25 protein-coding genes and 5 tRNA genes are annotated in these 24,201 nt (G+C 65.0%); 16 read left to right on the top strand and 14 right to left on the bottom strand.

Annotated features, from left to right (window positions below):
- Positions 1-37: 37 nt before the first annotated feature.
- From FFS62_RS09140 to FFS62_RS09110, 7 genes are all read right to left on the bottom strand, one after another.
- Positions 38-577 (bottom strand): TetR/AcrR family transcriptional regulator, encoded by a 540-nt coding sequence (locus FFS62_RS09140; RefSeq protein WP_137972517.1) that lies wholly within the window; start codon positions 575-577, stop codon positions 38-40.
- A 158-nt stretch (positions 578-735) separates the two neighbouring features.
- Positions 736-811 (bottom strand) — tRNA-Glu (locus FFS62_RS09135).
- Positions 812-860: 49 nt separating this feature from the next.
- Positions 861-936 (bottom strand) — tRNA-Ala (locus FFS62_RS09130).
- A gap of 43 nt (positions 937-979) precedes the next feature.
- Positions 980-1,055: transfer RNA gene (locus tag FFS62_RS09125), tRNA-Glu, on the bottom strand.
- 47 nt (positions 1,056-1,102) lie between these two features.
- Positions 1,103-1,178 (bottom strand) — tRNA-Ala (locus FFS62_RS09120).
- A 156-nt stretch (positions 1,179-1,334) separates the two neighbouring features.
- The gene (gene gltX, locus FFS62_RS09115; protein WP_137972516.1) at positions 1,335-2,819 is read right to left on the bottom strand and encodes a glutamate--tRNA ligase; all 1,485 of its coding nucleotides are present in this window, start codon (positions 2,817-2,819) and stop codon (positions 1,335-1,337) included.
- 28 nt (positions 2,820-2,847) lie between these two features.
- Positions 2,848-3,762 carry a LysR family transcriptional regulator gene (locus FFS62_RS09110; protein ID WP_137972515.1) on the bottom strand — a complete coding sequence of 305 codons (915 nt, stop codon included), beginning with the start codon at positions 3,760-3,762 and terminating at the stop codon, positions 2,848-2,850.
- Positions 3,763-3,868: 106 nt separating this feature from the next.
- Here FFS62_RS09110 and FFS62_RS09105 point away from each other — a divergent pair, with 106 nt between their 5' ends.
- Genes FFS62_RS09105 through FFS62_RS09095 form a run of 3 tightly spaced genes read left to right on the top strand, consistent with a single transcriptional unit; the run spans position 3,869 to position 7,376 of the window.
- Positions 3,869-4,918, top strand: a complete 1,050-nt coding sequence (locus FFS62_RS09105; protein WP_137972514.1) for an HlyD family secretion protein — start codon at positions 3,869-3,871, stop codon at positions 4,916-4,918.
- 49 nt (positions 4,919-4,967) lie between these two features.
- Positions 4,968-6,458 carry an MDR family MFS transporter gene (locus tag FFS62_RS09100; protein WP_171016335.1) on the top strand — a complete coding sequence of 497 codons (1,491 nt, stop codon included), beginning with the start codon at positions 4,968-4,970 and terminating at the stop codon, positions 6,456-6,458.
- 24 nt (positions 6,459-6,482) lie between these two features.
- Complete coding sequence (locus FFS62_RS09095) at positions 6,483-7,376, top strand: EamA family transporter (protein WP_137972512.1); 894 nt, start codon at positions 6,483-6,485, stop codon at positions 7,374-7,376.
- Between the two features lie 122 nt (positions 7,377-7,498).
- Here FFS62_RS09095 and uvrB read toward each other — a convergent pair whose 3' ends face one another.
- Positions 7,499-9,514, bottom strand: coding sequence for an excinuclease ABC subunit UvrB (gene uvrB / locus FFS62_RS09090; protein WP_137972511.1), 2,016 nt, complete (start codon positions 9,512-9,514; stop codon positions 7,499-7,501).
- 186 nt (positions 9,515-9,700) lie between these two features.
- Here uvrB and FFS62_RS09085 point away from each other — a divergent pair, with 186 nt between their 5' ends.
- Positions 9,701-10,897 carry an amino acid aminotransferase gene (locus tag FFS62_RS09085; protein ID WP_137972510.1) on the top strand — a complete coding sequence of 399 codons (1,197 nt, stop codon included), beginning with the start codon at positions 9,701-9,703 and terminating at the stop codon, positions 10,895-10,897.
- A 69-nt stretch (positions 10,898-10,966) separates the two neighbouring features.
- Positions 10,967-11,042, top strand: a tRNA-Asn gene (locus tag FFS62_RS09080).
- A 124-nt stretch (positions 11,043-11,166) separates the two neighbouring features.
- Here the strand turns inward: FFS62_RS09080 and FFS62_RS09075 are convergent.
- Both FFS62_RS09075 and FFS62_RS09070 read right to left on the bottom strand, forming a co-directional pair.
- Positions 11,167-11,526, bottom strand: a complete 360-nt coding sequence (locus FFS62_RS09075; RefSeq protein WP_137972509.1) for a DUF5064 family protein — start codon at positions 11,524-11,526, stop codon at positions 11,167-11,169.
- Between the two features lie 66 nt (positions 11,527-11,592).
- The gene (locus FFS62_RS09070; RefSeq protein WP_137972508.1) at positions 11,593-11,910 is read right to left on the bottom strand and encodes a DUF2288 domain-containing protein; all 318 of its coding nucleotides are present in this window, start codon (positions 11,908-11,910) and stop codon (positions 11,593-11,595) included.
- Between the two features lie 325 nt (positions 11,911-12,235).
- On the opposite strand from FFS62_RS09070, the gene FFS62_RS09065 reads away from it, so the two are divergent.
- The 10 genes from FFS62_RS09065 (at position 12,236) to FFS62_RS09020 (ending at position 20,851) form a co-directional block, all read left to right on the top strand.
- Positions 12,236-13,357, top strand: coding sequence for a branched-chain amino acid ABC transporter substrate-binding protein (locus FFS62_RS09065; RefSeq protein ID WP_137972507.1), 1,122 nt, complete (start codon positions 12,236-12,238; stop codon positions 13,355-13,357).
- A gap of 117 nt (positions 13,358-13,474) precedes the next feature.
- The gene (gene livH / locus FFS62_RS09060; protein ID WP_137972506.1) at positions 13,475-14,398 is read left to right on the top strand and encodes a high-affinity branched-chain amino acid ABC transporter permease LivH; all 924 of its coding nucleotides are present in this window, start codon (positions 13,475-13,477) and stop codon (positions 14,396-14,398) included.
- A complete protein-coding gene (locus FFS62_RS09055; RefSeq protein WP_137972505.1) occupies positions 14,398-15,654 on the top strand; it encodes a high-affinity branched-chain amino acid ABC transporter permease LivM in 1,257 nt (418 codons plus the stop codon). Before livH ends, FFS62_RS09055 begins: the two co-directional genes overlap by 1 nt.
- On the top strand, positions 15,651-16,418 hold the full coding sequence (gene livG, locus FFS62_RS09050; protein ID WP_137972504.1) for a high-affinity branched-chain amino acid ABC transporter ATP-binding protein LivG: 768 nt from the start codon (positions 15,651-15,653) through the stop codon (positions 16,416-16,418). The genes FFS62_RS09055 and livG overlap by 4 nt, the downstream gene beginning before the upstream one ends.
- A gap of 2 nt (positions 16,419-16,420) precedes the next feature.
- Positions 16,421-17,122, top strand: coding sequence for an ABC transporter ATP-binding protein (locus tag FFS62_RS09045; RefSeq protein ID WP_137972503.1), 702 nt, complete (start codon positions 16,421-16,423; stop codon positions 17,120-17,122).
- 210 nt (positions 17,123-17,332) lie between these two features.
- Positions 17,333-18,544 carry a serine/threonine transporter SstT gene (sstT, locus tag FFS62_RS09040; RefSeq protein ID WP_137972502.1) on the top strand — a complete coding sequence of 404 codons (1,212 nt, stop codon included), beginning with the start codon at positions 17,333-17,335 and terminating at the stop codon, positions 18,542-18,544.
- Between the two features lie 133 nt (positions 18,545-18,677).
- A complete protein-coding gene (locus FFS62_RS09035) occupies positions 18,678-19,229 on the top strand; it encodes a DUF4166 domain-containing protein (protein WP_137972501.1) in 552 nt (183 codons plus the stop codon).
- A 2-nt stretch (positions 19,230-19,231) separates the two neighbouring features.
- The gene (locus FFS62_RS09030) at positions 19,232-19,747 is read left to right on the top strand and encodes a metal-dependent hydrolase (protein WP_137972500.1); all 516 of its coding nucleotides are present in this window, start codon (positions 19,232-19,234) and stop codon (positions 19,745-19,747) included.
- Complete coding sequence (locus FFS62_RS09025; RefSeq protein WP_137972499.1) at positions 19,729-20,478, top strand: carbon-nitrogen hydrolase family protein; 750 nt, start codon at positions 19,729-19,731, stop codon at positions 20,476-20,478. Before FFS62_RS09030 ends, FFS62_RS09025 begins: the two co-directional genes overlap by 19 nt.
- A gap of 25 nt (positions 20,479-20,503) precedes the next feature.
- Positions 20,504-20,851 carry a hypothetical protein gene (locus tag FFS62_RS09020; protein ID WP_137972498.1) on the top strand — a complete coding sequence of 116 codons (348 nt, stop codon included), beginning with the start codon at positions 20,504-20,506 and terminating at the stop codon, positions 20,849-20,851.
- Here the strand turns inward: FFS62_RS09020 and FFS62_RS09015 are convergent.
- From FFS62_RS09015 to FFS62_RS09000, 4 genes are all read right to left on the bottom strand, one after another.
- Positions 20,848-21,237 (bottom strand): DUF488 domain-containing protein, encoded by a 390-nt coding sequence (locus FFS62_RS09015; protein ID WP_137972497.1) that lies wholly within the window; start codon positions 21,235-21,237, stop codon positions 20,848-20,850. The genes FFS62_RS09020 and FFS62_RS09015 overlap by 4 nt on opposite strands.
- 3 nt (positions 21,238-21,240) lie before the next feature.
- On the bottom strand, positions 21,241-21,543 hold the full coding sequence (locus tag FFS62_RS09010; protein WP_137972496.1) for a DUF5629 family protein: 303 nt from the start codon (positions 21,541-21,543) through the stop codon (positions 21,241-21,243).
- Entirely contained in the window at positions 21,540-22,181 is a 642-nt protein-coding gene (locus tag FFS62_RS09005) for a YceH family protein (protein ID WP_137972495.1), read from the bottom strand. Before FFS62_RS09005 ends, FFS62_RS09010 begins: the two co-directional genes overlap by 4 nt.
- Positions 22,182-22,244: 63 nt before the next feature.
- Positions 22,245-23,330 carry a diguanylate cyclase gene (locus FFS62_RS09000; protein WP_137972494.1) on the bottom strand — a complete coding sequence of 362 codons (1,086 nt, stop codon included), beginning with the start codon at positions 23,328-23,330 and terminating at the stop codon, positions 22,245-22,247.
- Between the two features lie 131 nt (positions 23,331-23,461).
- Between FFS62_RS09000 and FFS62_RS08995 the strand changes: the two genes are divergently transcribed.
- Positions 23,462-24,136 (top strand): COG3650 family protein, encoded by a 675-nt coding sequence (locus FFS62_RS08995; RefSeq protein ID WP_137972493.1) that lies wholly within the window; start codon positions 23,462-23,464, stop codon positions 24,134-24,136.
- Positions 24,137-24,201: the final 65 nt, after the last annotated feature.

Raw genomic sequence — 24,201 nt, 5'->3', positions numbered from 1 at the left:
TCTCCTCACATAAAAAGCCCGCGGGCGGGCACGTTTTTCAGATCACCGCCGATTTGGCGGCGCGCAGAACCCGGTCGGACAGCTCGCTATCGCCAAGGGCGCGAGCCAGCGCCAGGCCGCCGATCATCAGCGCCATGTCGGCCAACGCCTTGTCGGCGTCCTCGGGACTGCCGGCCAGCTCGGCGACCATCAGCTCGGTATGCTCGACCAGCACGCGGCGAAACGGCTCCGGCAGGCGGCTGAGCTCGCCTAGCGAGCTGGGCAGCGGGCAGGAATCGACTTCGGCGTCGCGGTGCTTGCGCGACAGATAGAAGGCCGCAGCCAGCACGCGGCGGTCCTGGGCGGAGAGACTGTCGTCGAGCTGCTTGAGCCGCTCCCGGCGACGCGCCAGCAACTGGGTGAAGGCCTCCAGCATCAGCGCGTCCTTGCTCTCGAAGTGGGCGTAGAAGCCACCGACCGTCAGTCCTGCGGCACCCATCACCTCGCCGACACTGGGCTCGATCGGGCCACGCTCGATCAGCGCGCTGGTAGCGGCATCGAGGATGCGCTCGCGGGTTCTGCTCTTCTTGTCGCTCATGGCAGCCTCCATAAGATTATGGATTTAATATTATGCATGTAATAAGAAACCGCAAGCAGGCAATCAGACCGCTCGTCGGTGACTTTTCGGGAGGCTGAAAAAACAAAAGGGCCATTCCGAAGAATGACCCTTGAAGTCCGCAAAACGCGGAAAGAAAGTGGCGTCCCCTAGGGGACTCGAACCCCTGTTACCGCCGTGAAAGGGCGGTGTCCTAGGCCACTAGACGAAGGGGACAGAACCTTCGAAGAACAAGGCCAGCACTCGGCTGGCCCTGTCAGTGATTTGGTGGAGCTAGACGGGATCGAACCGTCGACCTCTTGCATGCCATGCAAGCGCTCTCCCAGCTGAGCTATAGCCCCGGATTTTGCGTCTCTCGACGCGCAGTGCAAGCACTGCGAAAAGTGGCGTCCCCTAGGGGACTCGAACCCCTGTTACCGCCGTGAAAGGGCGGTGTCCTAGGCCACTAGACGAAGGGGACGAAACCTTCATTCACTCGAACGCGCTGGAATTCGTTCGGTGGCAATTTGGTGGAGCTAGACGGGATCGAACCGTCGACCTCTTGCATGCCATGCAAGCGCTCTCCCAGCTGAGCTATAGCCCCGTCGCTTGGACGGGGCGCATATTAGGGGCGAGGCCATTGCCTGTCAACACACTTTTTCGTCGAAACCGAAAAAATTCAGAAGGCAGAACAATCACTTACCCGAGAAGCCGGCCAGCCACCCTCCTCGTTCGAGGCGATGACCGGCAGCCCCTTCGCTCAGCCGCGGAAACCTTCCAGCAGCTTCTTCCACTCCTTGGTCTCGCCATTGCTGACGCCGCCGAGCAGCTCGATGGCCTGACGCAGGCGGAAGCGCGATAGGTCGGCACCGAGAATCTCCATGGCATCCAGCACCGAGACCGAGCTGGCCTTGCCGGTGATGGCCGGGAAGATCAGCGGCATCAGGTCGCGCAGCTTGAGGCCGAGGCCCTCGCAGACGAACTGGATGCAGGCGGTGATCTTCTCCTTGTCCCACTGGCGCAGCGCCTCCAGCTCCCACAGCAGCAGCTGCAGGGCCTGGCGCACCTGATCAGGGCTGAGCTTCTTGTGCGCCAGCAGCGCAGGGTCCAGCTGCACGCCGCCGCTGAAGAAGAAGCTGGAGAGCGGCGCGATGTCGCTGAAGATCTCGACGCGCTGCTGCACATGCGGGGCGATCTGCATCAGGTACTGGGAGTTGAAGGCCCAGTCCTGCACACGCTTGGCGAACTGCTCCACCGGCAGCTCGCGCAACCACTGGCCGTTGAGCCAGGATAGCTTCTCGATATCGAAGATCGGCCCGCCGAGGGAAATACGCGACAGATCGAAGTGCTCGATCATCTCGGCCAGGGAGAACTTCTCGCGCTCGTCCGGCATGGACCAGCCCATGCGCCCCAGGTAGTTGAGCAGCGCCTCGGGCATGAAGCCCATGCGCTCGTAGAAGGTGATGCAGGTGGGGTTCTTGCGCTTGGACAGCTTGGACTTGTCCGGATTGCGCAGCAGCGGCATATAGCAGAGCTTGGGCTGCTCCCAGCCGAAGTACTCGTACAGCTTGATCAGCTTGGGCGCCGACGGCAGCCACTCCTCGCCGCGCAGGACATGGGAGATCTCCATCAAGTGGTCGTCGACCACGTTGGCCAGGAAATAGGTGGGCAGGCCGTCGGCCTTCATCAGCACCTGCATGTCCATGCGATCCCAAGGGATCTCCACGTCGCCGCGCAGCATGTCCGGTACCACGCAGACGCCTTCGCTGGGCACCTTCATGCGCACCACGTGGGACTCGCCGGCGGCGATGCGCTGCTGCGCGTCCGCCGGGGCGAGATGCATGCAGTGGCCGTCGTAGCGCGGCGTTTCCTTCTTCGCCATCTGCTCGGCGCGCACCTGGTCCAGGCGCTCGGCGGAGCAGAAGCAGGGGAAGGCGTGGCCCTTGCTGACCAGCTCGTCCGAGTACTTCTTGTAGATGTGGCCGCGCTCGCTCTGCCGGTACGGGCCGTGCGGGCCGCCGACATCCGGGCCCTCGTTCCATTCGATACCCAGCCAGCGCAGGGCGTCGAAGATCTGCTGTTCGGACTCGCGGGTCGAGCGCACCTGATCGGTGTCCTCGATGCGCAGAATGAACTCGCCGCCGTGCTGGCGGGCGAAACACAGGTTGAACAGGGCGATATAGGCAGTGCCGACGTGCGGGTCACCGGTGGGCGACGGCGCAATGCGGGTGCGGACTTTGGTCATGACAAGTCTCGGGAACGGGGAAGATGGATCAAGGGCGCGATGTTAGCAGGCCGGCCGCCACCGGCTCCAGCAGGCCGGCCTGCGGCAGGCTGGCCATGAGGAAGTCGAGGAAGGTCTTGACCTTCATCGCCTGGAAGCGCCGCGAGGGATAGACGGCGTACAGCTCGCCAATCGGCAGCCGGGCATCGGGCAGCAGCTCCACCAGGCGCCCGCTGCGCAGGGCCTCCTCGGAGATCATCACCGGCAGCCCGGAGATGCCGGCACCGGCCAGCGCCGCCTCACGCGCCAGGGTGATGTTGTTGCACGACAGCACCCGCTGGCACTGCACCTGCTCGCCGACCAGCGGCCAGTAGCGTGGCGAGTCCTGCGGCAGGAGGATGGCGCGGTGCCCGGCCAGTTCGTGGATGGTCCGCGGCGCGCCGTGCTGGGCCAGGTATTCGGGGCTGGCGCACAGGCGCCGCGGGCTCTCCAGCAGCTTGCGCGCGATCAGCGTGGAATCGCGCGGCTGACCGACCTGGATGGCGATGTCGACGCCCTCCTCCAGTGGATCGACGTCGCGCGAGGTCAGCTCGACCTCGGCGCTGATCTGCGGGTACTGGCGCATGAAGCGCCCGAGCACGCCGCCGAGGAACAGCTGGCCGAACTCGATCGGCGCAGTGATGCGCAGCAGGCCGGAAGGCTCCTGCTGCAGCTGCATCACCGCCTGCTCGGCCTCGGCGAAGTCGAGCATGATCTGCCGGCAGCGCTCGTAGTAGGCCTGGCCCACTTCGGTGAGGCGCAACTTGCGCGTGGTGCGGTTGAGCAGGCGCACGCCGAGGCGCTCTTCGAGCAGGGCGATGCGCCGGCTCACCGTGGATTTCTGCATGCCCAGGTTCTGCGCGGCCTGGGTGAAGCTGTGGCATTCCACCACGCGGGTGAAGATCAAGGCGTCATCGAGCCCCACGATTGTTCCCCAAAAGCAACAAAGTTTGTGAATTCTACTGGCTACAGCCTTCGCGGCAACACTGTTAGATTTGCTTACACTTACGCCCCGCCGTTCGAGCCCACTCATGCCTGCCCAATTGCAACGCCGCCTATCCGTCTTCGTCGCTCTGCTCGCCATCGTCGTCCTGGCCCTCTTCGGCCACTGGCTGCTGGTCGGGCGCTTCCACGAGAGCACCGACAATGCCTATGTGCAGGGCGAGATCACCCGCGTCTCCAGCCAGCTGGGCGCCCGCATCGAGCGAGTGCTGGTGGCCGACAACCAGCACGTGGAGAAAGGCCAGCTGCTGCTGACCCTGGAAAGCGCCGACTTCCAGCTGGCTCTGGAGCGCGCCCGCGCAGCGTTGGCCACCCGCGAGGCGGAACTGACCCAGGCGCAGAGCCGCCTGGCACAGCAGTCGAGCCTGATCGCCGCGAGCCAGGCCGATGTCGCCGCCGGCGAGGCCAACCTCAACCGCACCCAGATCGATCTGTCCCGCGCCCAGACCCTGCGCAAGCCCGGCTATGTCTCGGAAGAGCGCGTCACCACCCTCTCCGCCGATAGCCGCGTGGCCCGCTCGCAGCTGTCCAAGGCCGAGGCCGACCTCAGCGCCCAGCGCCAGCAGGTGGACGCACTGAACGCCGACATCAAGCGCCTGCAGGCGCAGATCGCCAACGCCAAGGCCGAGATAGCCCAGGCCGAACTGAACCTGACCCGCACCGAGATCCACGCACCGATCAGCGGCACCATCGGCCAGCGCTCCGCGCGCGAGGGCCAGGTGGTGCAGGCCGGCGCCTATCTGCTGTCGATCGTGCCGAGCGACGCCATCTGGGTGCAGGCCAACTTCAAGGAGACCCAGATCGGCAGGATGCAGGTCGGCCAGCGCGCCGAACTGGTCTTCGATGCCTACCCCGACACGCCCATCGAAGGCCGCATCGACAGCCTGTTCGCCGCCTCCGGCGCGCAGTTCAGCCTGCTGCCGCCGGACAACGCCACCGGCAACTTCACCAAGGTGGTGCAGCGCATCCCGGTCAAGCTGACCTTCGCCGCGGACAACCCGCTGCAGGGCAAGATCCGCCCCGGCATGTCCGTGGAAGTGAACGTGGACATCGCCAGCGACACCCAGCATGGCGGCTGACGAGCTGCTGCGCCCGGTCGGAGAGCCGACCCGGCGCGACTGGATCGCGGTGATGAGCGCCATGCTCGGCGCCTTCATGGCGGTGCTGGATATCCAGATCACCAACTCCTCGCTGAAGGACATCCAGGGCGCGCTGTCGGCCACCCTGGAGGAAGGTTCGTGGATCTCCACCTCCTACCTGGTGGCCGAGATCATCATGATTCCGCTCACCGCCTGGCTGGTGCAGCTGCTCTCGGCGCGGCGCCTGGCGGTGTGGGTGTCGCTGGGCTTCCTCGCCTCCTCGCTGCTGTGCTCCTTCGCCTGGAACCTGGAGAGCATGATCGTGTTCCGCGCCCTGCAGGGTTTCACCGGCGGCGCGCTGATCCCCCTGGCCTTCACCATGACCCTGATCAAGCTGCCCGAACACCACCGGGCCAAGGGCATGGCGCTGTTCGCCATCACCGCCACCTTCGCCCCCTCCATCGGCCCGACCCTGGGTGGCTGGCTAACGGAAAACTGGGGCTGGGAATACATCTTCTATATCAACGTGCCGCCCGGCCTGCTGATGATCGCCGGCCTGATGTACGGCCTGGAGAAGAAGGCGCCGCACTGGGAGCTGCTGAAGAGCACCGACTATGCCGGCATCGTCACCCTGGGCCTGGGTCTGGGCTGTCTGCAGGTGTTCCTAGAGGAAGGCCACCGCAAGGACTGGCTGGAGTCGCAGCTGATCGTCGGCCTGGGCAGCGTGGCGGTGGTCAGCCTGATCCTGTTCGTCATCCTGCAGCTGTCGCGGGACAACCCGCTGATCAACCTGCGCATCCTGCGCGAACGCAATTTCGGCCTCACCAGCATCTCCAGCCTGGGCATGGGCCTGGGCCTGTACGGCTCGATCTACCTGCTGCCGCTGTACTTGGCACAGATCCAGGGCTACAACGCCCTGCAGATCGGCGAGGTGATCATGTGGATGGGCCTGCCACAGCTGTTCATCATTCCGCTGGTGCCCAGACTGATGAAGGTGATCTCGCCGAAGTGGCTGTGCGCCGGGGGCTTCGCCCTGTTCGGCGCCTCCAGCTTCTTCTCCGGGGTGCTCAACCCGGATTTCGCCGGCGAGCAGTTCAACCATATCCAGCTGCTGCGCGCCCTCGGCCAGCCGATGATCATGGTCACCATCTCGCTGATCGCCACCGTCTATATCCAGCCGCAGGACGCCGGCTCGGCCTCCAGCCTGTTCAACATTCTGCGCAACCTGGGCGGCGCCATCGGCATCGCCCTGCTCGCCACCCTGCTCGACAGCCGCGCCAAGACCTACTTCGACTACCTGCGCGAGGCCCTGGTACCGGGCAATCCGCAGGTGGACGAGCGCCTGGCCCTGCTCACCGAACAGCTCGGCAGCTCCCAGGCGGCGCTGGGCAAGCTCAGCGAGATCGCCCATCAGCAGGCCGCCATCATGGCCTACAATGACGCCTTCCACTTCGTCGGCCTGGCCCTGGCTATCAGCATGCTCGCCGTGTTGCTGACCCGCGCCCTGCCCGCCGGCGCCACCGGCGGCGCAGCTCACTGAGTTCGCCACCCGCAGGTTCCATTCATGTCCGCTTCACGTTACCGCTCGCTGCTGCTCGTCGGCGCCTTCTTCATCATCTATATCGGCTGGGGCACCACCTACCTGGCCAACCACTTCCTGCTACGCGAGCTGCCGCCCTTCATTATCGGCACCCTGCGTTTCAGCCTGGCCGGCGTGCTGGCGCTTATCTGGGTCGCGCTGCAAGGTGGGCTGAAAGTACAGCGCAGCGACTGGGGCGCGGCGCTGATCGGCGGCCTGCTGCTGATCGCGGTCGGCCAGGGCGCGCTGATCTACGCCAACCAGCACTTGCCCACCGGCATGCTGGCGATGCTCTACACCACTTTGCCGCTGTGGAGCGTGGCCCTGGAATGGCTGCTCGACGAACGCCCGCCGCTGTGGGTGCTGCTCGGCCTGGCCATCGCCAGTGGCGGCATCGTGCTGTTGATGGGCGGCGGCCTGGGCGAAGACGCCGGCCTGCTGCAGTGGTTCTCCGGCGCACTGGTACTGCTGGCTACCCTGCTCTGGGCGGTCGGCGCCTGGTGGCTGCGCCAGCGCCCGCCGCTGCGCTCGCCCGCCACCGGTCTGGGCCTGCAGATGCTGGTCGGCGCGCTGGTGCTGGCCGGCTTCGGTCTCTGGCATGGCGACTGGCAAGTGCTGCAACTGGGCGAGCTGAGCGGCGCCGGTTGGCTGTGGCTGGCCTACCTGGTGCTGCCGGTGAGCCTGGGCGTCTACCCGGCCTACTTCTGGCTACTGCGCGAAGTGAAGCCGAGCCTGGTGTCGACCTTCGCCTTCGTCAATCCGGTGGTGGCCCTGCTGCTGGGCTACCTGATCCTCGGCGAACGCCTCGACTTGTCCGCAGGCCTGGCCTGCCTGGCGATTTTGGCCGGGGTGTCGATAATCATCTTCGGCCGGCGTTAACTGGGTAGGGCGAGCGAAGCCCGCGGGTTTCACCCGCCCTACATAGAAGCAAGCTGTAGCCCGGATGCAATCCGGGAGAGCGCGCCGCCCGGGTCCCGGATTGCATCCGGGCTACCAGGAGTTCAGACCTGCAGCAGGCGGTCGCGCAGCTTCTGGATCTCGTCACGCAGCTGCGCGGCGGCCTCGAACTCCAGGTCGCGGGCCAGCTGATACATCTTCTCTTCCAGCTGACGAATGCGCTTGGTGATCTCGCTCGGCGAGCGCAGATCGGCCTCGTAGCGGGCGCTCTCCTCCGCCGCCTTGGCCGCGGCCTTGCGCTTGTTGCTGCGCGCGCCGGGTACCACGGCGCCTTCGAGGATGTCCTTGATGTCCTTGGTCACCCCTTTCGGCACGATGCCGTTGGCCGCGTTGAAGGCCAGCTGCTTCTCGCGACGCCGATCCGTCTCGCCGATCGCCCGCTGCATCGAGCCGGTCATGTTGTCGGCGTAGAGAATCGCCCGGCCGTGCAGGTTGCGCGCGGCGCGGCCGATGGTCTGGATCAGCGAACGCTCGCTGCGCAGGAAGCCTTCCTTGTCCGCATCGAGGATCGCCACCAGCGACACCTCGGGCATGTCCAGGCCCTCGCGCAACAGGTTGATGCCCACCAGCACGTCGAAGGCGCCGGTACGCAGGTCGCGGATGATCTCCACCCGCTCCACCGTGTCGATGTCCGAGTGCAGGTAGCGCACCTTGACGTCGTGGTCGGCCAGGTAGTCCGTGAGGTCCTCGGCCATGCGTTTGGTCAGCGTGGTGACCAGCACGCGCTGCTCCACGGCCACGCGCTTGCGGATCTCCGAGAGCAGGTCGTCGACCTGGGTGCGCGCCGGGCGCACCTCCACTTCCGGGTCGACCAGGCCGGTGGGCCGCACCACCTGCTCGATCACCCGCCCGGCATGCTCGGCTTCGTAGTTGCCCGGCGTGGCAGAGACGAAGATGGTCTGCGGGCTGGCAGCCTCCCACTCCTCGAAGCGCATCGGCCGGTTATCCAGCGCCGACGGCAGGCGGAAGCCGTACTCCACCAGGGTTTCCTTGCGCGAACGGTCGCCCTTGTACATAGCGCCGATCTGCGGAACGGTGACGTGGGACTCGTCGATCACCAGCAGCGACTCGGGCGGCAGGTAGTCGTACAGGGTGGGTGGCGGCTCGCCCGGAGCACGGCCGGAGAGGTAGCGCGAGTAGTTCTCGATGCCGTTGCAGTAGCCCAGCTCGAGGATCATCTCCAGGTCGAAGCGGGTGCGCTGCTCCAGGCGCTGGGCCTCGACCAGCTTGTTGTTAGTGCGCAGGTAGTCCAGGCGCTCCTTCAGCTCGGCCTTGATGTTCTCCACCGCGCCGAGCAGCGTCTCGCGCGGCGTCACGTAGTGACTCTTGGGATAGAAGGTGAAGCGCGGCAGCTTCTTGATCACCTCGCCGGTCAGCGGATCGAAGGCCGACAGGCTCTCCACCTCGTCGTCGAACAGCTCGACGCGAATCGCTTCAAGGTCCGATTCGGCCGGGAACACGTCGATCACGTCGCCACGCACGCGGAAGGTGGCGCGGGCGAAGTCCATGTCGTTGCGCGTGTATTGCAGATCGGCCAAGCGGCGCAGCAGCGCGCGCTGGTCCATCTTGTCGCCGCGGTCCACGTGCAGCACCATCTTCAGGTACTCCTCCGGGCTGCCCAGGCCGTAGATGGAGGAAACGGTGGCGACGACTATCGCATCCGGCCGCTCGATCAGCGCCTTGGTCGCCGACAGGCGCATCTGCTCGATGTGGTCGTTGATCGAGGAATCCTTCTCGATAAAGGTATCGGAGGCCGGCACATAGGCCTCCGGCTGGTAGTAGTCGTAGTAGGAAACGAAGTACTCGACCGAGTTGTTCGGGAAGAAGCTCTTGAACTCGCCATACAGCTGGGCGGCCAGGGTCTTGTTCGGCGCCAGCACCAGGGTCGGGCGCTGCACCTGGGCAATCACGTTGGCGATGCTGAAGGTCTTGCCCGAGCCGGTAACACCCAGGAGGGTCTGGTGCGACAGGCCGGCCTCCAGGCCCTCGACCATCTGGCGGATGGCCTCCGGCTGGTCGCCGGCGGGCTTGAAGCGGGTGACGAGCTGAAACTCCGACATGGTCGACCTCACGATGCCACTGTGACGCGGCGCGACCGCGGGCGTCATAGCTTGTGAATGCGCGCTGGCGCTGTCGCCGCGCACAACCTGGGCCGCTATAATAGCGGCCCGTTCATGCAACCCCTAGCCCGTTTCCGTGCAGGGTGTTGCCGGTTCCCACCTCTCCTCTCCGAGACCGCCGCAATCATGAGTCTGTTCTCCGCCGTCGAAATGGCGCCGCGCGACCCGATCCTGGGCCTGAATGAAGCCTTCAATGCCGATACCCGCAGCACCAAGGTCAACCTGGGTGTAGGCGTGTACTACAACGAGGAAGGCCGAATTCCGCTGTTGCGCGCCGTTGCCGAAGCCGAGAAGGCGCGCATCGAGGCCCACGCACCGCGCGGCTACCTGCCGATCGAAGGCATCGCCGCCTACGACAGCGCCGTACAGAAACTGCTGTTCGGCGCAGACTCCGCCCTGCTGGCCGAAGGCCGCGTGGTCACCACCCAGGCCGTCGGCGGTACCGGTGCCCTGAAGACCGGCGCCGACTTCCTCAAGCGCCTGCTGCCGAACGCCGTGGTCGCCATCAGCGACCCGAGCTGGGAAAACCACCGAGCCCTGTTCGAGTCCGCCGGTTTCCCGGTGCAGAACTATCGCTACTACGACGCCGCCACCAACGGCGTTAACCGCGCCGGCCTGCTGGAAGATCTCAAGGCCCTGCCGGCCCGCTCCGTCGTGGTGCTGCACGCCTGCTGCCACAACCCGACTGGCGTCGACCTCTCTCTGGATGACTGGAAAGCGGTACTAGAAGTTCTGCGCGAACGCGAGCACGTGCCCTTCCTCGACATCGCCTACCAGGGCTTTGGTGAAGGCATCGACCAGGACGCCTTCGCCGTGCGCCTGTTCGCCGAGTCCGGCCTGCCGTTCTTCGTTTCCAGCTCCTTCTCCAAGTCCTTCTCGCTGTATGGCGAGCGGGTCGGCGCGCTGTCCATCGTCACCGCCAGCAAGGAAGAAGCCGGCCGCGTGCTGTCGCAAGCCAAGCGCGTGATCCGCACCAACTACTCCAACCCGCCGACCCATGGCGCCACCGTGGTTGCTAGCGTGCTCAACAGCCCCGAGCTGCGCGCCCTGTGGGAGCAGGAACTGGGCGAGATGCGCCAGCGCATCCGCGACATGCGCCTGGCCATGGTCGAGCAACTGGCCGCCCAGGGCGCCAAGCGCGATTTTGCCTTCGTCGCCCGCCAGCGCGGCATGTTTTCCTACTCCGGCCTGACTGCCGAACAGGTTGAGCGCCTGCGCGCCGAGTTCGGCATCTACGCGGTCAGCACCGGCCGCATCTGCGTCGCCGCGCTGAACCGCAGCAACCTGGATGCCGTCACCAAGGCCATCGTCCAGGTGCTCTGATGAAAACCGGGGAAGTCGCCCTGTGGGTGTTGACTTCCCCTTTTTAATCAGTAGGATACGCACCGCTGTTCCGCGATAGCTCAGTCGGTAGAGCAAATGACTGTTAATCATTGGGTCCCTGGTTCGAGTCCAGGTCGCGGAGCCAAATTCAAAAGCCTCAGGTGAAAGCCTGGGGCTTTTTTGTTTCCGTCCTGCGCCACGCCGGTTTTTCTACTCATATAAAGAAGAAGCCCCGCATGTGCGGGGCTTCTTCTTTATAGGCACGGAGCTCAAAGCCCGTCCTTTTCCAGATGGTCAAAGTCCACCGCCTCCCCAGGCTTGGCACCCAGCTTGTCGCGGATGTCCTCGAACATCCGGTCGAACTCCGCATGCCCGCGCATGATCAGCGAATGGTTGGTCGGCAGGCCGTGCTTGGCCGCCAGACGGGTGGCCACGCTGGCGAAGTTGAAAGCGGTATCGCGATGCAGCTCGAACTCGTCCTTGAACGCCTTGCCGGCGATCTGCCCTTCCATGCGGAAGTGCATCATCGGCCCTTCCTTGGGATCGCGGCGCACCTCGTAGAAGAGGTCCACTGCAAAGTCGATCTGGCCAGGCAGACTGGCTCTATGTAGATGCCCCGGTTCGAACATGATGCGTCTCCTTGCTGGTCGAAGACTTCAGTCTAGACCAGCATCGCCAAGCGCAACGGCTCCCGATCAGTGCACCGACGCACCAGCGCCGCGCTCCTGAATCAGTACCCAAGGTGACACCACCACGGCCCACAGCTCCGGATCGCGCGCGAGGAAATCCTGCGCCAGTGCCTCCTCGACCTTGGCCACCTGCCCGGCCTGCAGCCATGCCGCGACCTTGGCTCGATTGTCCTCGGCCACGGCCTGCGCGACTTCCACCAGGTCTATGGCGACACCGACCCACAGCAGTTGACCACGGGCGAAGAAGGGCTGCAGTTCCTGCCAGGAAATCTTGGCCGTTTCGCCAAGCAGCTTGGCATAGAGGGTGCTAGGTTGTTCTGTCATGACTTGCTCTGTGTAGAAAACACACGGTTGGGGAAGACGGGCGCCATGATAACGACCGTCCCTCGCCAGGCAAGCTCGAAACCCGATCTCACACCGGCAGAAGGATCTTCCAGTCACCGAAAGACGCGCCGTTATTCTGTACGTTTATTTCAACCAAGCGACACCGCCCTTCACGCCTCCACATGTGCGCTTTTCAAGCCGCAAAACAGAGTTCTACACTGTGCCGGTACAGTTGCCGGGGGGTGTGACCGGGGTACTTTTACCGGTCCTGCAGCTTTTGGCCGCATGGATTACAAAAACGATAAACACATAAGAGTGGAGCACTATGAAACAGGCTACCAAGCAAGTTACCAAGCTGTTCGCCGCTATGGCCCTGGCTGGCGCAGCCAGCTATTCGATGGCTGCTGACACCATCAAGATCGCTCTGGCCGGTCCGGTGACCGGTGCCGTCGCCCAGTACGGCGAAATGCAATTCATCGGTGCCGAGATGGCCATCGAGCAGATCAACAAGGCCGGCGGGGTGAACGGTGCGATGCTCGAAGGCGTGAAATACGACGACGCCTGCGATCCGAAACAAGCCGTTGCCGTAGCCAACAAGATCGTCAACGACGAAGTTAAATACGTCGTTGGCCACCTGTGCTCCAGCTCCACTCAGCCGGCGTCCGACATCTACGAAGACGAAGGCATCCTGATGATCACCGCGGCCTCCACCAGCCCGGACATCACCGCTCGCGGCTACCAGCTGGTATTCCGCACCATCGGTCTGGACAGCCTGCAGGGCCCGACCGCTGGTAACTTCATCGCCGATCACATCAAGCCGAAAGCCGTTGCCGTCGTTCACGACAAGCAGCAGTACGGCGAAGGCATCGCCACCGCGGTCAAGCAGACCCTGGAAGGCAAAGGCACCAAGGTTGCCCTGTTCGAAGGCATCAACGCCGGCGACAAGGACTTCTCCGCACTGATCTCCAAGCTCAAGCAAGCCAACGTCGACTTCGTCTACTACGGCGGCTACCACCCGGAGCTGGGTCTGCTGCTGCGTCAGGCTTCCGAGAAAGGCCTGAAGGTCAAGTTCATGGGTCCGGAAGGCGTGGGTAACAAAGAAATCTCCGCCATCGCTGGCCCGGCTTCCGAAGGCCTGCTGGTCACCCTGCCGAAGTCCTTCGACCAGGATCCGAAGAACCAGGTACTGGTCGACGCCTTCAAGGCCAAGAACCAGGACCCGAGCGGCCCGTTCGTATTCCCGGCCTACGCCGCCGTGCAGGTTATCGCCGAAGGCATCAAGAAAGCCGGCGAAAACGACACTGCCAAGGTTGCCGCTGCACTGCGCGCCAACAGCTTCGACACCCCGACCGGCTCCCTGGGCTTCGACGACAAGGGTGATCTGAAGGACTTCAGCTTCGTTGTTTACGAGTGGCACCAGGACGGTACCAAAACCGAAGCCAAGTAAGCTTCCCGCCTGAACCCAGAGCCCACTGCGCGAGCAGTGGGCTTTGTTTTATTGAGTTTTCCGGCCATCCGTCGCGTCACAAGCGCCGCTTCACGGAACGCGCCGAGGAGTTAGGTAATGCCTGAGCTCTATCATTATCTGCAACAGCTGGTTAACGGTCTGACCGTTGGCAGCACCTACGCCCTGATCGCCATCGGCTACACCATGGTCTACGGCATCATCGGCATGATCAACTTCGCCCACGGCGAGGTGTACATGATTGGCTCGTACGTAGCCTTCATCGTCATCGCCGGGCTGACCATGCTGGGTCTCGACAGTCTCCCCCTGCTGATCATCGGCGCCTTCGCCGCCAGCATCATCGTCGCCAGTGCCTACGGTTACAGCATCGAACGGGTCGCCTATCGACCGCTGCGTGGCAGCAACCGCCTGATCCCGCTTATCTCCGCCATCGGCATGTCGATCTTCCTGCAGAACGAAGTACTGCTCGCGCAGGATTCGAAAGACAAGGCCATCCCCAACCTGATCCCCGGTAACTTCGTGTTCGGCGAGAGCACCATGAACGGTGTGGTGATCTCCTACATGCAGGTGCTGATCTTCGTCGTCACCATCGCGGTGATGTACGGCCTCACCATGTTCATCTCCAAGTCCCGCCTGGGCCGCGCCTGCCGCGCCTGTGCCGAGGACATCAAGATGGCCAACCTGCTGGGCATCAACACCAACAACATCATCGCCCTGACCTTCGTCATCGGCGCCACCCTGGCCGCCGTGGCAGCGGTGCTGCTGGGCATGCAATACGGGGTGATCAATCCGCATATCGGCTTCCTCGCCGGCATCAAGGCGTTCACCGCCGCGGTGCTCGGTGGCATCGGCAGCATCCCGGGCGCCATGCTCGGCGGTCTGGTGCTCGGTGTAGCCGAAGCCTTCGGCGCCGACATCTTCGGTGACCAGTACAAGGACGTGGTGGCCTTCAGCCTGCTGGTCCTGGTGCTGCTGTTCCGCCCGACCGGCATCCTCGGCCGTCCGGAGGTCGAGAAAGTATGATGACCAAGAACCTCAAGACCGCCTTCTTCAGCGCCCTGCTGGTGCTGGCAGTGGCCTACCCGGTGCTCGGCCTGAAACTGACCACCGTCGGCATCAAGCTGGAAGTGCACGGTGCCAGCCCGGCCGTGCTGTGGACCATCGCGGCGGTGGCCGTGTTCATGTTCTTCTGGCAGCTGTTCCGTGACCGTCTTTCCGCCGCCTGGGCCAGTGCGCCCAGCGTGCCGAAGATGCCGGCCAGCGCCAGCAACTTCCTCACCCTGCCTTCCACCCAACGCTGGATCATCCTCGGCCTGATCGTCGTCGGCCTGGCCTGGCCGTTCTTCGGCAGCCGCGGCGCCGTCGACATCGCCACCCTGATCCTGATCTACGTGATGCTCGGCCTCGGCCTGAACATCGTGGTCGGCCTGGCCGGCCTGCTGGACCTGGGTTACGTCGGCTTCTACGCCGTGGGCGCCTACAGCTACGCGCTGCTGTCGCACTACTATGGCCTGGGCTTCTGGATATGCCTGCCGATCGCCGGCCTGATGGCGGCGTTCTTCGGCTTCATCCTCGGCTTCCCGGTGCTGCGTCTGCGCGGCGACTACCTGGCCATCGTCACCCTCGGTTTCGGCGAGATCATCCGCATCCTGCTGCGCAACATGACCGAGCTGACTGGCGGCCCCAACGGCATCAGCAACATCGACAAACCGACCCTGTTCGGCCTGTCGTTCGAGCGCCGTGCGGCCGAGGGCATGCAGACCTTCCACGAGTTCTTCGGCGTCGCCTACAACTCGATCAACAAGGTGATCTTCCTCTACCTGATCGCCCTGCTGCTGGTCCTGCTGACCCTGTTCGTGATCAACCGCCTGCTGCGCATGCCGATCGGCCGTGCCTGGGAAGCGTTGCGTGAAGACGAGATCGCCTGCCGTGCGCTGGGCATGAACCCCACCGTGATCAAGCTCTCCGCCTTCACCCTCGGCGCCTGCTTCGCCGGTTTCGCCGGCAGCTTCTTCGCCGCGCGCCAGGGCCTGGTGACTCCGGAGTCCTTCACCTTCATCGAGTCGGCGATCATCCTCGCCATCGTCGTGCTGGGTGGCATGGGCTCGCAGCTGGGCATCATCCTCGCCGCCGTGGTGATGATTCTCATGCCCGAGCTGATGCGTGAGTTCAGCGAGTACCGCATGTTGTTCTTCGGCGCCCTGATGGTGCTGATGATGATCTGGCGTCCGCAGGGCCTGCTGCCCATGCAACGCCCGCACCTGGAGTTGAAACCATGAGCCGCCCGATTCTTGAAGTCAGCGGGCTGACCATGCGCTTCGGCGGCCTGCTGGCCGTCAACAATGTCGCCCTGACCGTGCAACCCAAGCAGGTGGTCTCGATGATCGGCCCGAACGGTGCCGGCAAGACCACCGTATTCAACTGCCTGACCGGCTTCTACCAGCCCACCGGTGGCGTGATCCTGCTCGACGACGAGCCGATCCAGCACCTGCCGGGCCACAAGATCGCCCACAAGGGCGTGGTGCGTACCTTCCAGAACGTTCGCCTGTTCAAGGAAATGACCGCGGTGGAGAACCTGCTGGTCGCCCAGCACCGCCACCTCAACACCAACTTCCTCGCCGGCCTGCTGAAGACCCCGAACTTCCGCCGCAGCGAGAAAGCGGCCATGGAGTACGCGGCGCACTGGCTGGAAGAAGTGAACCTCACCGACGTGGCCAACCGCCCGGCCGGCACCCTGGCCTACGGCCAGCAGCGCCGCCTGGAGATCGCCCGCTGCATGATGACGCGCCCGCGCATCCTCATGCTCGACGAGCCGGCCGCCGGCCTCAACCCCAAGGAAACCGAGGATCTCAAGCAGCTGATCGGCATGCTGCGCAACGACCACGACGTGACCGTGCTGCTGATCGAGCACGACATGCACCTGGTCATGAGCATCTCCGACCACATCTACGTGATCAACCAGGGCACTCCCCTGGCCGACGGCACGCCGGAGCAGATTCGCAACAACCCGGACGTGATCAAAGCCTATCTGGGGGAGGCGTAAGCATGCTGAACTTCAACAACGTCTCCACCTTCTACGGCAAGATCCAGGCCCTGCACAACGTCAGCATCGATGTCGAGCAAGGCGAGATCGTCACCCTGATCGGCGCCAACGGCGCCGGCAAGTCGACCCTGCTGATGACCCTGTGCGGCTCGCCGCGCGCGGCCAGCGGCAGCATCCGCTACATGGGTGAGGAACTGGTCGGCCAAGAATCCTGCGACATCATGCGCAAGAGCATCGCGGTAGTGCCGGAAGGCCGCCGCGTGTTCGCCCGCCTGACCGTCGAGGAGAACCTGGCCATGGGCGGTTTCTTCGGCAGCAAGGGCGACAACCAGGAGCAGCTGGACAAGGTTCTGCAACTGTTCCCGCGCCTCAAGGAGCGCTTCGCGCAGCGCGCCGGCACCATGTCCGGCGGCGAACAGCAGATGCTCGCCATCGGCCGCGCGCTGATGAGCAAGCCCAAGCTGCTGCTGCTCGACGAACCGTCCCTGGGCCTGGCACCGATCATCATCCAGCAGATCTTCGACATCATCGAACAGCTGCGCAAGGATGGTGTGACCGTGTTCCTGGTCGAGCAGAACGCCAACCAGGCGCTCAAGCTGGCCGACCGCGCCTACGTGCTGGAAAACGGGCGCATCGTCATGCAAGGCACCGGTGCCGACCTGCTGGTCGACCCGAAAGTGCGAGACGCCTACCTCGGCGGCTGATGTCGATGGCTCGAATGAAACGGCCCCTCGTGGGCCGTTTTCATTTGTACCGACCGAAGGCCACACAGGAGGCGTGCACCTCTATAGAATCGCCCCCTTTTTCCGCGCCCACCGTACACGGTGAGTCGCCGGAGCCGGCAGCCGCTCGATCGCGATGCCGCACTGCAGCCACGTTATCCACGCGGCTGTTGAACCACAGGAGCACCAAGCATGATCCACCGTCCCCTCCTGCAGCTGATCACGCGCACCAGCCTGGTCCTGCAGATTGCCATCGGCCTGATCGCCGGCATTCTCCTCGCCCTGCTCGTCCCGCAGGCCACCGACGAGGTCGGCTTCCTCGGCAGCCTGTTCATCTCCGCGCTCAAGGCCGTGGCACCGATACTGGTATTCATCCTGGTGGCCTCGGCCATCGCCAACCACAAGCCGGGCCAACCCACCCACATCCGCCCGATCCTGGTGCTGTACCTGATCGGCACCCTGGCCGCCGCCATCGTCGCGGTGATTGCCAGCAGCCTGTGGCCATCCACCCTGGTGCTGAGCAATGCCGCCGCCGGCTCAACCCCGCCCGGCGGCATCGGCGAGGTCCTCAAGTCGCTGGCCCTGAGCGCGGTGGACAACCCGATCAGCGCCCTGGCCAACGCCAACTTCATCGGCATCCTTAGCTGGGCCATCGGTATCGGCATCGCCATCCGCCACGGCAGCGACACCACCCGCGCGGTATTCGCCGACCTGGCCAGCGGCGTGTCGCTGATCGTCAAGGTGGTGATCCGCTTCGCCCCGCTCGGCGTATTCGGCCTGGTCGCCACCACCTTCGCCGACGCCGGTCTCAAGGCTCTGGTCGGCTACGCCCAGCTGCTCACCGTGCTGATCGGCTGCATGCTGTTCGTCGCCCTGGTGGTCAACCCGCTGATCGTGTTCAGCCAGATCCGTCGCAACCCCTACCCGCTGGTGTTCACCTGCCTGCGCGAGAGCGGCATCACCGCCTTCTTCACCCGCAGCTCGGCAGCCAACGTGCCGGTCAACCTGCAGCTGGCCGAACGCCTCGGCCTGCACGAAGACACTTACTCGGTATCCATCCCGCTGGGCGCCACCATCAACATGGCCGGCGCGGCCATCACCATCAGCGTGCTGACCCTGGCCGCCACCCACACCCTGGGCATCGCCGTCGACATGCCCACCGCCATCCTGCTCTGCGTGGTCGCCGCGATCTGCGCCTGCGGCGCCTCCGGCGTGGCCGGCGGCTCGCTGCTGCTGATCCCGCTGGCCTGCAGCCTGTTCGGCATCCCCAGCGAAACCGCCCTGCAGGTGGTCGCCATCGGCTTCATCATCGGCATCCTGCAGGACAGCGCCGAAACCGCGCTGAACTCCTCCACCGACGTGCTGTTCACCGCCGCAGCGTGCATGGCACGCGACAAGGACTGAGTCTGTCGCATTGAAGAAAGCCGCCTTCGGGCGGCTTTTCTATGCCAGCGGCACTTGCCCACCCGGCCGAGCGAATGAACAATCGCTGCCAACAAAGGAACGCCTCGGCGAGCTCACTCAAGGAACAGAGCCCATGGAAGGTAACTCCGTCACCCACTGGTTCGGCGAGAACTTCACCGAACTGCATCCACTACTGCAGCGCCTTCATCGGGAAGGCGGCGAGCTGGCAGGCAAAGTAGAGGTGCGCTACGGCCAGGGCCTGGCCGGCCTGCTCGGTCGTCGCCTGGCGAAAAAACTGGGGCCTCCCGTCGCCAGCCAGCACTGCGAGATGCGCGTAGACATTCGCCACTCCGCTGCCTGCCTGTTCTGGAATCGCCGCTTCGCCGGTGGGCAGAGCATGAACTCCACCTTCGTGCCTCACGGGCACTTCCCCGACGGCTACTGGCTGGAGAGCACCGGCAAGCTGTCTCTGGAGCTAGCTGTAGAAATCCGCGATGGTGGCTGGCATTGGCAGCAGCGGCGCATGCTGTTCCTTGGCCGCCCCCTACCAGGCTGGCTGCTGCCCCGCTCCGAAGCCTACAAGCACATCGAGAACGGGCAGTACCGCTTCTCCGTCTCCTTTACCCTGCCCTGGCTCGGCCTGCTGTTCAGCTATGCAGGCAATCTGCAGGCCGTGGAGAACTGAGCATGTTTATCGCCCATGCTCCCTCAGGCTATCTGCTCGGCGTATTGATGCAGCGCATCCGCCGTTCGCCGGTCATCCTGCTGGCCTGCGTCATCGGCGCAACCCTGCCTGATCTGGATCTTCTGTATTTCTACCTGGTCGATGACCGCCAGACCCACCATCACAGGTACTTCAGCCACTGGCCACTGCTCTGGCTCGGCCTGACGCTGCTCAGCGCCATCTGGCTGGGCCTCAGGCGTAGCAGCGCCGCGGCCGGCGCCGCCCTGGCGTTCGCTCTCGGCGGCATGCTGCATATGCTGCTGGATAGTTTCGTCGGCGATATCTGGTGGCTGGCGCCCTTCCACGACCACGCCTACGCGCTGTTCAGCGTGCCGGCGCGCTTCCAGCCCTGGTGGCTGAACTTCCTCCTGCACTGGAGCTTTATCGCTGAGCTGGCGATCTGCCTGGCTGCGCTGGCCTTGTATCGCTCTCGACGACAGCACTCTAAGAAAGACTCCCCATGCCCGCCCTCTGCCTAGCCGCCGCCCAGACCCTCTCCACCCCCGGCGACCTGGCCGCCAATATCGAGCGCCACTGCGCCTTCGTCCGCGCGGCGGCCGCGGCTGGCGTCGAGCTGCTGCTGTTTCCAGAGCTGTCGCTGAGTGGTTACGAGCCCGATCTGGTCGCCGGTTGCGTCGTCGATCCCGCGGGCCCGGCATTGGCGCCATTGCGCGCGCTGGCGCAGGAACATGGGCTGGTTCTGGTCGTCGGCGCCCCGCTGGCCAGCGACAGCGAGCGCCCTCATATCGGCGCCATCGTGCTGTTCGCCGACGGCAGCCACGCCACCTATCACAAGCGCCACCTGCATTCTGGTGAGGAGCGATGGGCCAACGCCGGCTCTGTCGACGCCGCCAGCTTCGCCCTGGGCAGCGAGCGTTTTGCCCTGGCCATCTGCGCCGACACCGGCCACGCCGAACATGCCGCAGCGGCCGCCGCGACCGGTGCCTCGTTGTACCTGGCCGGTGTGCTGATTTCCGAAAAGGGCTATGCCCAAGACGCTGCCAATCTGCAGCGGCATGCCGCCAACCACGGTTACAACGTGCTGATGGCCAATCATGGTGGCCCGTCGGGTGGCTACGTTACTGCTGGGCGCAGCGCATTCTGGGATGCAGAAGGACAACTGGTCGGCGCCACACAGGGCCCCGGCGAACAACTGCTGGTGCTGCACCGCCGTCCAGACGGCTGGACAGCGCAACTACTGAACCTATGAACCAAGCGGAAAAGGGAGCCTTTCCATGGGTAAATTCGGCATCACATTACTTCTGACCATGCTCGCGAGCAGCGCCTACGCCGGCTGCGGCGAAGGCCGTGGCACCTGTTATTACTACAAGAAGGGCGAACTGAAGGGCCAGGGCGAATGCGCCGTGACCACCTGCGCGGCCACCGACCAGTACTTTCACAGCGAATGGGTCTGGGACAACGGCAATACCGTGAACATCACCCCGACCAAGGACAAGCTGGGCACGCTGGTCAACGACAAGCCGGGCTATGCGCTGCAGCTGCCGTTCAAGGACGAGGAAATGATCTGCTATGCGATCTCCGAGAACGACGAACTGGTGTGTAACGACTCCGGGATCTTCTAGTCGGCGTAGCACACCGGCGAGCTGGACGGCCCGCGCCGCTCCAGCTCTTCCTCGAGGAATTCGGCCAGTACACGGGCGTTGTTGAGACGCTCTTCGCGAGCGGCAAACAGCAGCGTCAGGGTACCGCGCTCCGCCATGGCCAGCAGGCCCTGCCAGTGCTCGGGATGGGCCGCCAGCTCGCCACGGTAGAGCAGGCGGAACTCGTCGAACAGCGCCGGATCGTGGCAGAAGCCCTTGCGCAGGGTGTCCGACGGCGCCACTTCCTTGAGCCAGGTGCTCAGGGCCAGCCTCTCCTTCTTGCAGCCACGCGGCCACAGGCGGTCGACCAGCACCCGCTCGCCATCGGCGGCATCGATCGGCTCGTACACGCGCTTGCAGCGGATCATCCTTTACTCCACGTCGTCCGGGTCGTCGTCCTGATCATCGTTGTCGGCGCTGATGGCGCCCAGGCAGATCAGCTCGTGCTCACCCTCGGCTCCCGCGATGCGCCAGCTGCCCGCCTCCGCGCCGGCCGTGGCGGCAGCCACCGCCGCGGCACTGAATTTCCACACGCGGCGGGTGCGCCCGTCCATGCACTCGATAGTGAGCTGCACCTGCTCGGCCTGGGCCTGTTCTTCCAGCTCGAACTGCCAGGCGTGCAGGCCGTCGATCAGCAGCATGTCGGCGCTGCGCAGGTCGTCGAGCAGGCTCATGCCTCACCCTCCAGACGCGCCAGGCGTTCTTCCAGGGCGGCGATGCGCGCCTCCAGCTCGGCAATGCGCGAGTCGTCGGCCACTGCACGGGCCGGTGCATCGGCCTGTCGCGCGGCCAGCAGGGCTTCCAGATCGGCCGCCTCGCCAAGCAGGTGCATGTAGCGGTCCTCGCGCTGGCCGCTCTGGCGCGGCAGCAGGCAGGCCAGCTCGCGGCCGATCAGGCGCTCCAGCTGGTGCTGCACCTCGGCGCCATCCTCGAACTGGTACAGGCGGTTGCTGCGGGTGAGCAGCTCGTTGATGGTCTGCGGCCCACGCAGGAACAGCAGGCCGAGCAGCGCCTGCTGCGGCTTGACCAGCTCCAGGCCCTTGTCCACCCGATGCTCCCAGCGGTCGGCGCGGCCACCCATCACCAGGCGGGTCAGGCCACGCCCTTCGAGGGCACGCAGCGCCTGGCCGACCTGGCCCTCGGTGAGGTTCATCAGCGGCTCGCGGCTGGTCTTCTGGTTGCACGCCAGGACCAGGGAGTTGAGGGTCAGCGGGTAGGTTTCCGGGGTGGTGGCCTGCTTCTCGATCAGGCAGCCGAGGATGCGGACCTCGGTGGCGTTGAGCGGCTCGAAGCCTTCGGTGGCGCTGGACATGGGGCGATTCCGTGCGAGGTAGAAAAGGCCACTAGCCTGCCACGAGCGGCGCGCGCTGGGAACTCAGGCGCCCGGGTAGGCCTGCAGCTCTTCGTCGGTGGCGACCAGGGTTTCGCTGGCGGTCACCACCTGGTCGCGGCCACGACTCTTGGCCTGGTAGAGGGCCTGGTCGGCGGCGTTGAGCCACTGGGTGGCGTCCAGCTGGAACGGACTGTAGCCGGCCAGGCCGATGCTCAGGGTGATCTTCAGGTCCGGCGCCAGCGGGCTGCGGATCTCTGCCAGTTCCTGGCGCAGGCGCTCCATCACCTCGCCCGCCAGCACCGGCGGGGTGTTGGGCAGGATCACGCAGAACTCGTCACCACCGTAGCGCCCGGCCATGTCCTCCTGGCGCAGGCTCAGCACCAGCTTCTCGCTGAGCAGGCGCAGTACGCTGTCGCCAACCAGGTGGCCGTGCTGATCGTTGATCTGCTTGAAGTGGTCCACGTCGATCAGCGCCACCGTGGCGCGCTGCTGGCCGCCGCGGCACTTGATGAACTCGCTCTGCAGCAGGTCCTGCCAGTAGCCGTGGTTGAACAGGCGGGTCAGGCTGTCGGTGCGGCTGGCCGCGCGCAGTGCCTGCTTGTGCTCGGCCAGCTTGATGCTCAGGCGATAGCTGACCCAGCCCAGCGCCAGCGGATAGAGGATCAGCATCGGCAGGCAGGCATACAGCTGCGGCATGCTGGTATCGGGGTTGAATGCCGGGCCGAACAGCAGCACGGCCAGGCCGATGCCGGCCAACATGGCCAGGCTGCCCTTGAGAAAGAAGCGCGCGCCGCCGGCGGCGATGTTGTTCATCGCCATCATCGCCAGGATGGTCACGGTCGGCAGCACGTTGAACTGCATGGTCGCCGCCCAGAAGCCGCCGAACACCGAGTCGATCAGCAGGTTGCGCCGTTCGGCCTTGTAGGGTGTGGCCGATAAACGTGCCAGCTGGTAGGCCAGGTGCGGCCAGAGGAAACCGTTGAACACCAGCAGCGCCCACAGCCAGGGCGCCGGGCGCAGCGGCCAGAGGGCGAACGCCACACAGAAGAAGCCGATGCCCAGGCCGATGCCGCGGGGCAGGTAGATGCGCTTGGCGAATGACAGGCCAGAGCCCGTGCTTCTATCCATGGTCACACTCGGGGCGGTCTCGTCATGAGGATGGTCGCATCGCCGCGACTATACAAGCTTGCGGGATGTTTCCGACTTGAGCTGGCGGCCCGGGCTGGGTAAGTTTGCCGCACTCGCAAGGAGAGCCATCGATGACCCACGCCCGTTCGCTGCTGTTCGCCGCCCTGCTGCCGCTGTTTGCCGGTTGCCAGCTGTTCGAAGTGTACGACGCCACGCCCCCCACTCCGGTCCAGCGCCTGCAAGGCCAGCTGGTCCTGGAACAGGGCCAGCTGATTCTCCAGCCCTGCGGCGAGCAACGCAGGATTGCCCTGATCAACGACGGCAGCAGCGACGTCATGCGTGACGCCGGCGAGCTGCTGGCCGGCGGCAACGACAGCCTGTTCGTCGACCTGCGCGGCTGGCCGGTGGCGACCAAGCAGGCGGGCCTGGACGGCGAGCTGCGCCTGGACCAGGTCTACCGCCTGCAGGGTGAAGGCCCGGCCTGCAACGAGCCGGGCTTCGACCGCCTGCTGCTGCGTGCCAGCGGCCATGAGCCGGATTGGACCCTGGGTGTCGGCGAACAGGGCCTGGTGCTGCTGCGCCCGAGCCAGGAGCCGCTGGCCGTGCCCTATCTGGAAGAGCAGCTGCCCAACGGCAGCTTCAGCCTCAGCAGCGAGGCCAACGGCCAGCGCCTGGAGCTGTGGCTGGCGCCGCAACGCTGCGTGGACAGCATGAGCGGCGCGGTGCAGCACCTCAGCGCCGAGCTGCGCCTGAACGGCGAAGTGCAGCGCGGCTGCGCGTCCCTGGGTGGTGCGCGCAACCGCTGAGCCGACCGCGCCTCGCTTTCGTGAGGCCCCTGGGCCGCCTATGCTGAAGACGGACCCAGACAGTC

Origin of the sequence: Pseudomonas sp. F(2018) (assembly GCF_005508865.1) — a bacterium.
Classification (GTDB): Bacteria; Pseudomonadota; Gammaproteobacteria; order Pseudomonadales; family Pseudomonadaceae; genus Aquipseudomonas.
This window is presented reverse-complemented; position numbering and strand designations above follow the sequence as displayed.